This window comes from Streptomyces sp. NPDC048338 (assembly GCF_043201055.1).
In the GTDB taxonomy this organism is placed as follows: Bacteria; Actinomycetota; Actinomycetes; order Streptomycetales; family Streptomycetaceae; genus Streptomyces.
Genome location: NZ_JBICYQ010000001.1, coordinates 817,249 through 830,960 on the forward strand (window position 1 = coordinate 817,249; position 13,712 = coordinate 830,960).

Below are 13,712 nucleotides of genomic sequence, written 5' to 3' on the forward strand. Positions count from 1 at the left end.
CAAGCCTACGACTTGGTGCCGACAAGGCCGAAGCCTTTTACCGGCTCAGGCGCTCCGCCGGAAGCCGATGGTCGGCACCGCGCGCCGCAGCGGCCAGGGGCGGGTGGGAGCCGGGAGGAGGCGCTCCAGGAAGGCGTAGCGGCTGCTCAGGGCCGCGGGGTCCTGGTGGGCGTGGCCCTGGACGTGCTGCCACCAGGCGGCGATCTCGCCCCAGGTGGGGGCGGAGAGCGAGCCGCCGAACTCCTGCACCGACAGGGCGGCGGTCAGGCCGGCGAAGGCCAGGCGGTCGGCGAGCGGCCAGTCCGCGAGCGTGCCGGTGACGAAGCCGGCGACGAAGACGTCGCCGGCGCCGGTGGGGTCGAGGGCGGAGACCTGGATGGCGGGGACCTCCGCGGTCTCGCCGGTGGCCCCGTCGACGGCGTAGGCGCCTTCGGCACCGAGGGTGACCACGGCGTAGCGGACCTTGTCCGCCAGTGCGCGGGCGGCGGCGCGCGGGCAGTCGGTGCGGGTGTACCTCATGGCCTCCTGCGCGTTGGGCAGGAAGGCCTCGCAGTGCTCCAGGTCGGTGAGTCCGGCCAGGTCCCAGCGGCCGGTGTCGTCCCAGCCGACGTCGGCGAAGACCGTGGCCCCGCCCCGGGCGGCCTGGGCCACCCATGCCTCCTCGCGGCCGGGCACCAGGGAGGCGACCGCGGCGCGCGCGTGGGGTGGGTAGGCGGGCAGGGCCCCGTCCAGCGGCGGGGCCTCGTGGCCGTGCGAGACCATCGTGCGCTCGCCCTCGTAGGCCATGGAGACGGTGACCGGGGAGTGCCAGCCGGGCACCGTCCGCGAGAGGGAGAGGTCGATGCCCTCGCCCTGCTCCAGGGCGTCCCAGCAGTACTCCCCGTAGTGGTCGTCGCCGAAGGCGGCGGCGAGGGAGGTGCGCAAGCCGAGGCGGGCGAGCGCGGTGGCCATGTTGGCCACCCCGCCGGGGCTGGAGCCCATGCCGCGGGCCCAGGACTCGGTGCCGCGGACGGGCGCGCTGTCGAGGCCGGTGAAGATGATGTCGAGGAAGACCGTGCCGGTGAGGAAGACGTCGCAGTCGGGGTCGGTCGGCTCCCGCAGGCACACCAACGGGTCGACTCCGGCTTCGTGTTGCTGGTCTCCCTCTGGTGTGGTCACGGCAGGCTCCCCGGTCGTGGTGCGGTTCAGCCCAGTGTGCCCGATGGGGGCCGCGTGACGGAGGTGGCGCCGCCCGCGGGAGCACTCCTTTACCCGTCGCCTCCGACCCCAAACAGAAAGTGACCCGGATCACTGTCCGAATCGGGGCACAGTACCTTCTCCCGGCCCTTGTCCGCTTGATACGAATGTCCCCGCGATCCCGTGCAACACCGGGCGCCCCACCTCCCCCGCGCCGCTTCCGGCGTGGTGGGACCCCCGCCCGTCCTTGTCGCCTGGAACGCCCATGTCGTCGCGCCCGCGTGCCCTGGGGCCACTCGTCGCCCTGTTCACCGCCGGTTACCTCGCCCCGTACCTCCTGCCGACCGTCGTCGGCCGCCTCTCCGCGGGACTGGGTCTCACCCCCGCCCGGGCGGGCCTGGTGGGTTCGGTGCTCCTGCTGGCCTCCGCCTCGGCGGGATTCACGCTCGCCTCCCGCGTGGAGCGGATCGGGCCGCGCCGGGCGGCCCGGGGCGGCCTGCTGGCCATGTGCGTCGGTTACGGCACGGCGGCCCTCGCCGGCACGGCTCCGCTGGTGGTGGGCGGGGCCGTCGTCGGCGGCTTCGGCTCGGGCACGGCGACGGCGGTGGCCGCGGCCGGCTTCGCCGCCCGGCGCGATCCGCACCGCGCCTCGACCCTCGGTCTCCTCTCCGTCTCGGCGACCGCCGGCGCCCTCTACCTGACCCTGCCGCACCTGGGCAGCGGCCATGCGCTGCCGTTCGCGGCGATCGCCCTGACCGCGGCCCTGGTGTGGCCGTCGACGGCCCTGCTGCCGGGCACGACGGGCCGGGCGGCCGCGGGTCCCGCCGGGGCTCCCCACACCGCCCCGTCGTCACCGCTCCCGCACCGGCGCTCCGGGGCGGTCCTCGCCGCCGCGATCCTCTTCTGGTCCCTGGCGCAGAACGCGCTGTGGGGCGTGAGCGGGCGGATCGGACTGACCCAGGCAGGGCTCGGCGAGGTCGCCGTCGGCGCCGTCTTCGCCGTCGCCCTGGGGGCCGGCCTGGCCGGCGTCACCGCTGCGGGCGCGCTCGGCTCCCGGCTCGGCCGGGCCGTGCCGATCGGCGCCGGAACGGCGCTCATCGCCTGCTGCGTGCTGGTCAGCTCCGCCGCCGACGGCCTGACGTCCTTCGCGACCGGCGAGATCCTCTGGAACGTCTTCTACCCGGTCGTCCTGTCGTACCTGCTGGGCCTGGCGGCCTCGCTGGACCCGCGGGGACGCTGGGCGGTGCTGGTCGGCTCGGCCTCCTCGCTCGGTGTGGCCTGCGGCCCGGTGACCGGCAGCGTCCTGTCCGAACGAGCCGGATACCCCGGCATGGGACTGGTGCTGTGCGTGCTGCTCCTGCTGGTCGCCGTCCCGATGACGGCGGTCGCGCTGCACACCTCGGGCCGCCCGCTGGTCCCGGGTTCGGTGCGACGGCGCGGCGGCGCGCCGGCCGCTGTGGTCGCCGGAACGACGAGCGCGGCGGCCACGGCCCTGGTCCCGCAGATGGGAGCGCCGGAGCAGGAGGTCGCCGCGATCCCGGTCCCGGCGGCCCGCCGCCGTCCCGCCCAGCGCTCGTTCCGGCTCGCCCGCCCGAGCGACCGGGGCTGACCCCCGGTCCCCCGGCGGGCGCGGATCACCCGGCGTCGAACTCGTACGCCTCGACCTCGGCGAGGTAGCGCGCCCGGCGCTCCTCGTCGTCGTCCAGGAAGGACGCCTCGAAGGAATTGCGGGCCAGCGTCCGCAGGCGGTCGCGGTCCAGGCCGAGCGCACCGCGGACGGCGTCGAAGGTGTCGCCCACGTACCCGCCGAAGTACGCCGGGTCGTCGGAGTTCACCGTCACCATCAGCCCGGCGTCCATCATCGCGGCGAGCGGGTGGTCCTCCAGGACGTCGATCGCGCGCAGCCGTACGTTCGACAGCGGGCAGAGCGTCAGCGGCACCCGCTCGCGGACGAGCCGCTCCACGAGCTCCGGGTCCTCCATCGACCGCAGGCCGTGGTCGACGCGCTCCACGCCCAGGACGTCCAGCGCCTCCCGGATGTACGCCGGCGGGCCCTCCTCGCCGGCGTGGGCGACCTTGCGCAGGCCGAGTGCCTCGGCGGCCGCGTACACCTCGCGGAACTTCGACGGCGGGTGGCCGACCTCCGCCGAGTCCAGGCCGACGCCCGTGATCCGGTGCAGGTACGGCTTCGCCGCCTCCAGCGTCTCCATCGCCGACTCGGCGGACTCGTCGCGCAGGAAGCACATGATCAGCCGGGTGGACACGCCGTGCCGCTCCTCGGCTCCGTCCAGCGCCCTGGAGAGGCCCTCGATCACGGTGCCGATCGGCACACCGCGCGCCGTGTGCGCCTGCGGGTCGAAGAAGATCTCCGCGTGCCGCACGCCCTGGGCGGCGGCCCGCGCCAGGTAGGCGTCGGCGAGTTCGGCGAAGTCGTCGGCCGTGTGCAGCACGGCCATCAGCCCGTAGTACAGGTCGAGGAAGGACTGCAGGTCGCTGAAGAGGTACGCCTTGCGCAGCTCCTCGGTGTCGGCGTAGGGCAGCGTCACGCCGTTGCGGGCGGCGAGCGCGAAGGCCAGCTCCGGTTCGAGCGTGCCCTCGATGTGGAGGTGGAGTTCGGCCTTGGGGAGGGGGAGGTGCATGGGTGTTTCGTCTATCTCTTGGGGAGGGGGACCCTCATCAGGTCCTGGGCGATGCTCAGCTCTCCCTCGAACCCGGCCGCGCGGGCCTGGCGTTCGAAGTCGGCCGGATCGTTGTAGCGCTGCGAGAAGTGGGTGAGGACGAGGTGCCGTACCCCCGCCTCGCGCGCGACCCGGGCCGCCTGTCCGGCCGTCAGGTGCCCGTGGTCGGTGGCGAGCCGGACGTCCTCGTCGAGGAAGGTCGACTCGATGACGAGCATGTCGGCGCCCTCGGCGAGGGTGTGCACGCCGTCGCACAGCCGGGTGTCCATGACGAAGGCGAAGCGCTGGCCGCGGCGGACCTCGCTGACCTCGTCGAGGGTGACGCCGTCGAGGACGCCCTCGCGCTGGAGCCGTCCGACGTCCGGGCCCTTGATGCCGCGCTCGGCGAGGAGGGCCGGGAGCAGCCGGCGCCCGTCGGGCTCGGTGAGGCGGTAGCCGTAGGACTCGACGGGGTGGGAGAGCTTGTACGCGTCGAGGGTGTACCCGTCCGTGACGGCGAGCGGGCCGTCGGCCAGGACGGGCACCTCGGTCAGCGACACGGTCTCGCGGTAGGCGGTGGCGTGGCGCAGCCGGTCGAAGTACCGCTGCCCGCTCGCCGGAAAGTGCGCGGCGACCGGGTGCGGGACCTGGTCCAGGTTGATCCGCTGGATCACTCCCGCCAGGCCCAGCGAGTGGTCGCCGTGGAAGTGCGTGACACAGATCCGGTCGATGTCGTGGGCGGCGACCCCGGCCCGCAGCATCTGCCGCTGGGTGCCCTCGCCCGGGTCGAAGAGAACGCCCTGCCCGTCCCAGCGCAGCAGGTAGCCGTTGTGGTTGCGGTGCCGGGTCGGGACCTGACTGGCGGTCCCGAGCACGACGAGTTCACGTACGGACACGGCGGGGCTTTCTCTCCGGGGGCGGGGGCGGGCCGGGACGGTGCCCGAGCCCGAGGGGGTGGTGTCGATCAGGCCGAGCCCGGCAGGATCGACACGGCGCTCCCTATCCGGGCGGCCAGTTGAGGCCGCGGCCGCCGAGGACGTGCGCGTGGGCGTGGAACACCGTCTGGCCGGCTCCGGAGCCGGTGTTGAAGACGATCCGGAAGCCGCTGCCGTCGACCTTCTCCTGGGCGGCGATCTCGCCGGCCTCGCGCAGCACGTCGGCCGCGATGGCCGGCGCGGCGGCGGCGAGGGACGCGGCGTCCGGGTAGTGGACGCGCGGGATGACGAGCACGTGCGTGGGCGCCTGCGGGTTGATGTCGCGGAAGGCGAGGGTGGTCTCCGTCTCGCGGACGATCGTCGCCGGCACCTCCCCGTCGGCGATCTTGCAGAACAGGCAGTCGCTCTGCGGCTCTCCGGCCATGGCCCGGGCTCCTCACCGTGTCGATGATCGATACAGCTGCATCGTATCGGCCGCGCGGGGAGCGGGGCCCGGGGCTCGTGGACGGGTCCCGGCTCCGTTCCCGCCGTCCCTGGGGGCCGTGCCGACCAGCCCGGGGGGGCGTGTCGATCAGGCCGGGGGGTCGTGTCGATCAGGCCGGAGACGGAGTCGCAGGACACCGCGAGCCCGGCGAGATCGGCAGGACGCCCCCTACGGCTTGGGGGCGCGGCGCTGGAGGGCCGAGCGGCTCACCCAGTAGGTGATCACCGTGCCCCAGAACAGCGGATAGGCCAGCGCCGCGAAGACGTCCACCCGCCACAGCGCGAGCGTCAGCACCGCCTGCAGGCCGAGCAGCCCCACCGCGACGGCCATCGCGAGGACCGGGCCGCAGCCGCGTGCCACCAGGAGCAGGGGGCGGCGCAGCCGGGGCGGGACGCGCCGGGTCATCAGCAGCGCCCAGCCGCCCCAGCCGCCGACGAGGACCGCCACACCGATCAGGAAGGGCACGACGGCGTCGGCGCCGGAGCCCCCGCCGCGCAGCTGGGCCGAGCCGAAGGTGGCCGCCACGCAGCCGAGCAGGGCCACCCAGCGGGCGCCGGCGGCGGTGCTCCAGGCCATCGTCTCCAGGTTGTAGCGGGCCTGCCGGTCGTTCATGTCGAGGGCCGCGGACTCGACGAAGCCCTCGGCGGCCTTGGTCCACGCGCCGCGCCGGAACCAGCGGCGGCGCAGATGGAGCAGGGAGAGGTTGTTGTGGGCCTCGCTGCTCTCCGGGTCGAGCCGCAGCGCCGTCTCGTACGCCTGCTGGGCGACCCGGTGGTCGCCGTTGCGCTGGGCGGTGAGCCCGACCAGGAAGTGCGCGTCGCTCTCGTCGGGGGCGAGGGCCACGGCGGTTCGGGCCGCCTCGTAGGCGGCGCGCCTGCGTTCGGGGCGGCTGGACCGGTCGAGGACGGTGCCCAGCGCGTAGTGGCCGCCCCAGTACTGCGGGGCGAGTTCCACCGCGTGCCGGGCGGCGGCCTCGGCCTCCTCGTACCGGCGGACCGCGAGCAGGACGTGGGTGCGCATCAACCAGGCCGGCAGCGAGCCGGGTTCGGCGGTCAGCGCCCGCTCGACGGAGGCGAGCGCCTCCTGCTCCCGGCCGAGGCGGTGCTGGCAGCGGGCGAGCAGTACGAGGCCGGTGGCGTCCTCCGGATCGCTCGCCAGGTGCTGGGCGGCGAGCGTGGCGGCCTGCTCGTACCGGCCGACGTCGAAGAGCGCGTCGGCGCGCTCCAGTACCTGGCTCATCAGACCTTGTCCCTGTCGTGCGTGATGCTGAGGAGATTCGGTACGAGCCCCAGCCAGAACAGGACCTGGGGGATCGTGCGCTCGCTCCACGGCACCGTCACGAGCAGCAGCGCGCACAGGGTGGCGAGGACGGCCTGGCCGAGGACGACCCGGGGCCAGAACGCGCGGCGGACCAGGGCGGTCACCGTGAGGCGTGCTCCGGTGCGCATCCGGCGGTAGCGGCGCCAGGCGCCGAAGCCCCACACCGCCGCCATCAGGCAGAGCGCCCAGAGCCGGGTGCCGAGGTGGACCGGCAGGTCCTTCGCCTCGCCGTCGGTGGGGAAGACGTCGACGGTGAGGGCGGCCATGACCAGGCAGAGCAGGGCGAGCCAGCGGGTGCCGCGCAGCATCCGGTAGACGGCCTTGTCGAGGTTCTCGCGCAGCGCGCCGGACTCGGGGGCCGCGGCGAGACCGCCCGCGTACACGTCGGCGGCCCTCGCGGCGGAGGTCCCGGGGCGCGCCGCCTCGCGCTCCGTGCTCACCGTGACGGCGAGGGTGTGCGTGGGGTCGATCCGCAGCAGCTGCCGGAGGGCCTCCTCGGCCCGCCCGGTCCGGCCCTGGAAGGCGGCGACCTTGTACATCGTCTCCCAGGGCTGGGCCTCCTCCGGCCCGATCCGTACCGCCTCCTCGGCGTGCTCGAACGCCTCCTCGGGGCGGTCCGGCGCGCGTTCGAGCAGCAGCTCGGCGAGCTGGCGGCGGGGTCCCCAGGCGTCCGGGTCGATGCGTATCGCCTGGCGCTGCGCCGCCTCGGCCTCCTCCAGCCGGCCCATGCGGCGCAGCACCCAGCCGCGGACGAAGTGGGCGTCGAGGTACTGCGGTTCGAGCCGCAGGGATTCCCGCGCGGCGGCGAGGGCCTCCGACGGCCGCTCCAGGCTCATGAGGCACTGGCCGAGCAACGCCCAGGCCTCGTGGTCGTCCGGGTCCTCCGCGAGGCGGCGGCCGAGCAGCTCGTGACCCTCCTGCGGGCGCCACATCTCGTAGAGCAGCCGGGCCTGGAGAACCTGCGGATGCGTGGTCACAGCTTGCGCTTCTTCTTCAGGTAGGCGACCAGGTCGTCGTACGTCCCGCCGTCGTTGGCGAACATCGCGACGTTCCGGGCGGAGGCGAACCAGGACTCGCTGGACGGCTTGATCTGCTTCGCCGCGCCCAGCAGGTCCTTCATGTCGATCATCCGCACGCGGCCGGTGCGGGCGGAGTCGAGGAGCGCGGACTCCGCGGCGGTCTCGCAGAGGTGGGCGAGGTCGGCTCCGGAGAAGTCCTCGGTGACCTTGACGAGCTTGCCCAGGTCGACGGACTCGATGGGACGGTCGCGCAGGTGGTAGCGGAGGATCGCGTCGCGGGCCGCGGCGTCGGGCGGCAGGACGAGCAGGGTGCGGTCCAGACGGCCGGGCCGGCGCAGGGCGAGGTCCACGTCCCAGGGCACGTTGGTGGCGGCGAGCACGAAGACGCCGTCGTTGTCGGCGCTGTCGATGCCGTCGAGCTCGGTGAGCAGCTGGTTGACGACGTTGCGCAGGCCGCTGTGGTGGGTGCGGGAGCGCTTGGCGCCGAGCGCGTCCAGCTCGTCGAGGAAGACGACGCAGGGGGCCTGGCGACGGGCGGTCTCGAAGATGTCGTGGACGTTCTTCTCGGACGTGCCGATGTACATGTCGAGGATGTCGGAGAGCGAGATGGACATGAAGCTCGCCCCGAGCTCGCCGGCGACGGCGCGGGCGATGAAGGTCTTGCCGCAGCCTGGCGGACCGTACAGGAGCAGGCCGCCCCGCAGCGACTTGCCGTAGAGCTTGCGCAGTTCGGGGTTGCGCATGGGGGCGAGGAAGGCGGCCTCCAGGCGGTCCTTGACGTCCTGCATGCCGCCGACGTCGGCGAGCCGTACGGCGCCGGGGCCGTCGACGTCCCAGGCGGACGTGTCCCCGGCGTCGCCGCTGCCGTCGGCGGTCAGCGGCTGCTCCAGGCCGTCACCGTCACCGGTGACGAAGCGAGGTCCGACGAGGTCCCCGATCTCCTGCTCGGCGGCCGCCCAGTCGAACGCGGCCGTGCCGGCGGGGGTTTCGGGGGTCTCGGTCCGGGGCGCGGCCGGGGGCTCGGCGGCCCGCGGCACGGACGGCGGGGCGGGCGGGGCCGCGGGCAGCCCCATCGCGCGGACCATCAGGGCGCGGGCCGCCTCGTCGCCGGGGGCGTGCTGGAGCGCGACGGCCGCCTCCGTGACGGCCTCGTCGCCGCGCCCCTCCGCGAGGAGCAGTTCGGCGAAGTGCAGCCGCAGGGGGACGTCTTCCGGTGCGGCGGCGACGGCGGCGCGCAGACTACGGATGAGGGGGGACTCGTCGGACATGCCGCCAGCCTAGGGAGCGACCCGGCTTCGCCGTCCACCGGGTTCGGGCAATCCGCGGGCCGGGAATTTCCGGGAGGACCGTCGGGACGCCCCTGGGGGGTGTCTTGTCGATCAGGCCGGATCGGTGAGCGGTGTGCTGGGGCTTCGGATCCAAGGCGGAGGAAGAAGTCATGGCGGAGCCATGCCGACCGACGACAACGCCGGAGACGGAGTCGCAGGACACCGGGAGCCCGGCAAGATCGGCAAGACGCCCCCCAGGACCTGTCTTAGAGTGCCCGGATGAGACGTGAACGGGTGCCGCGCAGGCTGGTGGTGGGCGGGACGGTGTGGCTCTGGTCGGTGGCGCACGCCCACACCGCGGGACGGGACGCCGAGGGCCGCCGCGTCCATCCGGACTGCCGGGAACTGCTGACGCTGCGGCGCGCGGAGGACCGGCACGCCCAGCTGCGGCTGGTGTTCAGGTCGGGCGACGGGCGCTTCGCGTCGGACGGGACGGGGGCCGACGGCGGTGTCGGGACCAGGGACCGCGACCTCAACCTCCACGAGCCGGGCGCCGTCCGCCGGTTGCTCGACGAGGCCGCGGCACGCGACCTGCTGCCGGACGCCCACGGGGTGACCGAGCTCGACGGCTGGCCGCTCTTCGACGCGGTGGCGCCGGATCCGTCCTCACCCTGATCGGGCGCCGTCGACCCCGCTCGCGCGACGGTCCTCAGCTCCAGCGGCCCGTGCGGCCCAACAGCAGGGCCGTGGCGGCGGTTCCGGCGGTGGAGGTGCGCAGGACGCTGTGCCCCAGGCGGTACGGCTTCGCGCCGGCCTCCTCGAAGGCGGCGAGCTCCTCCGGGGAGACACCTCCCTCGGGGCCGACGACGAGCACGATCTCGCCCTCGGCGGGGAGCGGGGCATCGGCCAGCGCGCCGCTCGGGTGGTCGCGGTCCTCGTGCAGGACGGCGGCGAAGTCGGCGCGCGCCAGGAGCGCCGCCGCCTGCTTGGTGCTCATCGCGTCGGCGACCTCGGGGAAGCGGGTGCGGCGGGACTGCTTGCCCGCCTCCCGGGCGGTGGCCCGCCACTTGGCGAGTGCCTTGAGGCCCCGGTCGCCCTTCCACTGGGTGATGCAGCGCGACGCGGCCCACGGCACGATCGCGTCGACGCCCGTCTCGGTCATGATCTCGACGGCGAGTTCGCCCCGGTCGCCCTTGGGCAGCGCCTGGATCACGGTGATGCGGGGCGTGGGCTCGGGATCCACCTGCGCCTCCCGGACCTCCACGGTCAGCTGGTCCCGGCCCTCGGCGGCCGTCACCACGCACGCGGCCCAGCCGCCCCGCCCGTCCGTGAGGACGAGCTCCTCCCCCGCCCGCAGCCGCTTCACGGCGACGGCGTGGCGGCCCTCGGGGCCGTCCAGGAGGAAGGTGCCGGCGGCGGGGACGGCGTCGACGACGAAGACGGGTGCGGTCATGAGGCGCTCCTGTGGGCCAGCGCGGAGTAGGCGGTGTCGAGTTCGGCGGCCAGCACCTCGATGAGCTGGCCGGCCGGGAGTTCACGGGCGAGCCGGTGCCCCTGGCCGGCCCACAGGGCCATGCCCTGGGCGTCGCCGGCGGTGGCGGCGGCCTTGCGCAGGGGCGCGGTGAGGTGGTGGACCTCGGGGTAGGCGGCGGGGGCGTACGGCCCGTGCTCGCGCACGAAGCGGTTCACGAGCCCGCGCGCCGGGCGTCCGGAGAAGGCGCGGGTCAGCTCGGTGCGGCAGAAGAGGGGGTTGGTCAGCGCCTGCTTGTGCAGCGGGTGCGCGGCCGATTCGGGGCAGACGAGGAACGCGGTGCCGAGCTGCGCCGCGTCCGCCCCGGCGGCGAGCACGGCGGCGATCTGCGCCCCGCGCATCAGCCCGCCGCTCGCGATGATCGGCAGCTGGACGGTCTCGCGGACCTGCGTGACGAGGGCCAGCAGGCCGGTCCCGGCGGACAGGTCCACGTCCGGGTCGTCGCGGTGGGTGCCCTGGTGTCCGCCGGCCTCGGCGCCCTGGACGCAGACCGCGTCGGCGCCGGCCCGCTGCGCGGTCCTGGCCTCCTCCGCCGAGGTGACGGTGACGATCGTGAACGTACCGGCCCGGCCGAAGGCGTCGAGCGTGTCCCGGGCGGGGCAGCCGAAGGTGAAGGAGACGACCGGGACCGGGTCGTCGAGCAGGATGGCCAGCTTGGCGTCGAAGGCGTCGTCGCGGCCGGTGTCCGCGTCACCGAGCTCGGTGTCGTACCAGGTGGCCTCGCCGGCCAGCTGGTGCCGGTACATCTCGACCGCGGCGGGATCGGCGGCCTGCCCGCCCTGCGGCATGAAGAGGTTGACCCCGAAGGGCTGCGCGGTCAGCCCGCGGACCTGCTTGATCTCCTGGTACATGCCGCCGGCCGTCTTGTACCCGCCGGCCAGGAACCCCAGGCCGCCGGCCTCGCAGACCGCTCCGACCAGCTGCGGGCAGGACGCGCCACCCGCCATGGGGGCCTGCACGATCGGGTAACGGCATAGATCGCTCAGTGCGGTGGGCATGCAGGCATCGTGCCATGACCGCAGGCCACGGCCGAAAACGCCGGGGGCGGCACGCGCCTGCTGCGCGTGCCGCCCCCGGCGGACGGTGTCGGGACCCGGCTCACGAGGTGCCGGGCCGATCCAGACAGGCCCTAGCGGCCGTTGAAGGCGTCCTTGAGCCGCGAGAACAGGCCCTGCTGGCCCGGCTGGAACTGGCCCGTGGGCCGCTCCTCGCCGCGCAGCTTCGCCAGCTCGCGCAGCAGCCGCTCCTGCTCCGGGTCGAGCTTCGACGGGGTCATGACCTCGACGTGCACGATCAGGTCGCCGCGCCCGCCGCCCCGCAGGTGCGTGATGCCGCGACCGTGGAGCGGGATCGACTGGCCGGACTGGGTGCCCGGACGGATGTCGACCTCCTCCATGCCGTCGAGCGTCTGCAGCGGCACCTTCGTGCCGAGCGCGCCCGCCGTCATCGGGATCGTGACCGTGCAGTGCAGGTCGTCGCCGCGCCGCTGGAAGACCTCGTGCGGGACCTCGTGGATCTCGACGTACAGGTCACCGGCGGGACCGCCGCCGGGGCCGACCTCGCCCTCGCCGGCGAGCTGGATCCGGGTGCCGTTGTCGACACCGGCCGGGATCTTGACCGTGAGGGTGCGGCGGGAGCGGACGCGTCCGTCGCCGGCGCACTCCGGGCACGGCGTGGGGACGACCGTGCCGAAGCCCTGGCACTGCGGGCAGGGGCGCGAGGTCATGACCTGGCCCAGGAAGGACCGGGTGACCTGGGAGACCTCGCCGCGACCGCGACACATGTCACAGGTCTGCGCGGAGGTGCCGGGCGCGGCGCCCTCGCCGGAGCAGGTCGTGCAGACGACCGCGGTGTCGACCTGGATGTCCTTGGTCGTGCCGAAGGCGGCCTCGTTGAGGTCGATCTCCAGCCGGATCATGGCGTCCTGGCCGCGGCGGGTGCGCGAGCGCGGCCCGCGCTGCGACGCCGTGCCGAAGAAGGCGTCCATGATGTCCGAGAAGTTCCCGAAGCCACCCGCGCCGAAGCCGCCCGCGCCGCCGCCGCCGGCCTGCGAGAGCGGGTCGCCGCCGAGGTCGTAGACCTGCTTCTTCTGCGGGTCCGACAACACCTCGTAGGCGGCGTTGATCTCCTTGAAGCGCTCCTGCGTCTTCGGATCGGGATTGACATCCGGGTGCAGCTCGCGGGCGAGCCGCCGGAATGCCTTCTTGATCTCGTCCTGGGACGCGTCGCGGCGCACGCCGAGTACGGCGTAGTAGTCCGTGGCCACTTACGACTCCGCCAGGATCTGTCCGACGTAACGTGCCACTGCGCGTACCGCTCCCATCGTTCCGGGGTAGTCCATGCGGGTCGGTCCGACCACGCCGAGTTTGGCGACTGCCTCGTCGCCCGAACCGTAGCCGACCGCGACGACGGACGTGGACGTGAGGCCCTCGTGGGCGATCTCGTGCCCGATCCGTACGGTCATGCCCGAGTCCTTGGCCTCGCCGAGCAGCTTGAGGAGCACGACCTGCTCCTCCAGCGCCTCCAGCACCGGCCTGATCGTGAGGGGGAAGTCGTGCCCGAAGCGGGTGAGATTGGCGGTGCCGCCGATCATCAGCCGTTCCTCGTGCTCTTCCACCAGGGTTTCCAGCAGGGTCGCGAGCACCGCCGTGACCGTGCCGCGGTCCTCCGTCTCCTCGAAGGACTCCGGAAGATCCTGCACCAACTGCGGCACATCCGCGAAGCGGCGGCCGACGACCCGGCTGTTGAGCCGGGCCCGCAGGTCCGCCAGCGCGCTCTCGCCGAACGGCGCCGGGCAGTCGATCATCCGCTGCTCGACCCGTCCCGTGTCCGTGATCAGGACGAGCATCAGCCGGGCGGGGGCCAGCGAGAGCAGCTCCACGTGCCGGACCGTCGAACGGGTCAGCGAGGGGTACTGCACGACGGCGACCTGCCGGGTCAGCTGCGCCAGCAGCCGGACGGTGCGCCCGACGACGTCGTCGAGGTCGACGGCGCCGTCCAGGAAGTTGTGGATGGCTCGCCGCTCCGGCGTCGACAGCGGCTTGACGCCGGCGAGCCGGTCGACGAACAGGCGGTAGCCCTTGTCCGTGGGGATGCGCCCGGCGCTGGTGTGGGGCTGGGCGATGAAGCCCTCCTCCTCCAGGACCGCCATGTCGTTGCGCACGGTGGCCGGCGAGACGCCGAGCTTGTGACGCTCCGTGAGGGCCTTGGAACCGACCGGCTCCTCCGTCCCGACGTAGTCCTGGACGATCGCGCGCAGCACCTCGAGCCTGCGTTCGCTGAGCATGGCGCACACCTCCAGCTGTCGTCGTTCCGGTTGCTC

13 protein-coding genes are annotated in these 13,712 nt (G+C 74.0%); 2 read left to right on the top strand and 11 right to left on the bottom strand.

Annotated elements, in window-relative coordinates; all coding sequences use genetic code 11:
- Positions 1-45: 45 nt before the first annotated feature.
- On the bottom strand, positions 46-1,158 hold the full coding sequence (locus ACGFZF_RS03750; protein ID WP_393550879.1) for a carbohydrate kinase family protein: 1,113 nt from the start codon (positions 1,156-1,158) through the stop codon (positions 46-48).
- A gap of 283 nt (positions 1,159-1,441) precedes the next feature.
- Here ACGFZF_RS03750 and ACGFZF_RS03755 point away from each other — a divergent pair, with 283 nt between their 5' ends.
- A complete protein-coding gene (locus ACGFZF_RS03755) occupies positions 1,442-2,785 on the top strand; it encodes an MFS transporter (RefSeq protein ID WP_393550880.1) in 1,344 nt (447 codons plus the stop codon).
- A 25-nt stretch (positions 2,786-2,810) separates the two neighbouring features.
- Here the strand turns inward: ACGFZF_RS03755 and ACGFZF_RS03760 are convergent, their stop codons facing one another.
- The 6 genes from ACGFZF_RS03760 to ACGFZF_RS03785 form a co-directional block, all read right to left on the bottom strand.
- Positions 2,811-3,815, bottom strand: coding sequence for an adenosine deaminase (locus ACGFZF_RS03760; protein ID WP_393550881.1), 1,005 nt, complete (start codon positions 3,813-3,815; stop codon positions 2,811-2,813).
- Between the two features lie 11 nt (positions 3,816-3,826).
- Positions 3,827-4,729, bottom strand: coding sequence for a ribonuclease Z (locus ACGFZF_RS03765; RefSeq protein WP_393550882.1), 903 nt, complete (start codon positions 4,727-4,729; stop codon positions 3,827-3,829).
- 103 nt (positions 4,730-4,832) lie between these two features.
- Positions 4,833-5,192: a histidine triad nucleotide-binding protein gene (locus ACGFZF_RS03770; RefSeq protein ID WP_356598665.1), complete on the bottom strand. Its 360-nt coding sequence runs from the start codon at positions 5,190-5,192 to the stop codon at positions 4,833-4,835.
- 228 nt (positions 5,193-5,420) lie between these two features.
- Positions 5,421-6,491, bottom strand: coding sequence for a tetratricopeptide repeat protein (locus ACGFZF_RS03775; RefSeq protein ID WP_393550883.1), 1,071 nt, complete (start codon positions 6,489-6,491; stop codon positions 5,421-5,423).
- Entirely contained in the window at positions 6,491-7,549 is a 1,059-nt protein-coding gene (locus ACGFZF_RS03780) for a tetratricopeptide repeat protein (protein WP_393550884.1), read from the bottom strand. The genes ACGFZF_RS03775 and ACGFZF_RS03780 overlap by 1 nt, the downstream gene beginning before the upstream one ends.
- Entirely contained in the window at positions 7,546-8,859 is a 1,314-nt protein-coding gene (locus ACGFZF_RS03785) for an AAA family ATPase (protein WP_393550885.1), read from the bottom strand. Before ACGFZF_RS03785 ends, ACGFZF_RS03780 begins: the two co-directional genes overlap by 4 nt.
- Positions 8,860-9,138: 279 nt before the next feature.
- On the opposite strand from ACGFZF_RS03785, the gene ACGFZF_RS03790 reads away from it, so the two are divergent.
- Complete coding sequence (locus ACGFZF_RS03790) at positions 9,139-9,534, top strand: hypothetical protein (protein WP_393550886.1); 396 nt, start codon at positions 9,139-9,141, stop codon at positions 9,532-9,534.
- A gap of 34 nt (positions 9,535-9,568) precedes the next feature.
- Here ACGFZF_RS03790 and ACGFZF_RS03795 read toward each other — a convergent pair whose 3' ends face one another.
- The 4 genes from ACGFZF_RS03795 to hrcA form a co-directional block, all read right to left on the bottom strand.
- On the bottom strand, positions 9,569-10,312 hold the full coding sequence (locus ACGFZF_RS03795) for a 16S rRNA (uracil(1498)-N(3))-methyltransferase (protein WP_393550887.1): 744 nt from the start codon (positions 10,310-10,312) through the stop codon (positions 9,569-9,571).
- Entirely contained in the window at positions 10,309-11,388 is a 1,080-nt protein-coding gene (locus tag ACGFZF_RS03800) for a nitronate monooxygenase (protein WP_393550888.1), read from the bottom strand. The genes ACGFZF_RS03795 and ACGFZF_RS03800 overlap by 4 nt, the downstream gene beginning before the upstream one ends.
- 131 nt (positions 11,389-11,519) lie before the next feature.
- Complete coding sequence (gene dnaJ / locus ACGFZF_RS03805; RefSeq protein WP_147977962.1) at positions 11,520-12,656, bottom strand: molecular chaperone DnaJ; 1,137 nt, start codon at positions 12,654-12,656, stop codon at positions 11,520-11,522.
- Positions 12,657-13,676, bottom strand: a complete 1,020-nt coding sequence (gene hrcA, locus ACGFZF_RS03810; RefSeq protein WP_393550889.1) for a heat-inducible transcriptional repressor HrcA — start codon at positions 13,674-13,676, stop codon at positions 12,657-12,659.
- Positions 13,677-13,712 lie beyond the last annotated feature (36 nt).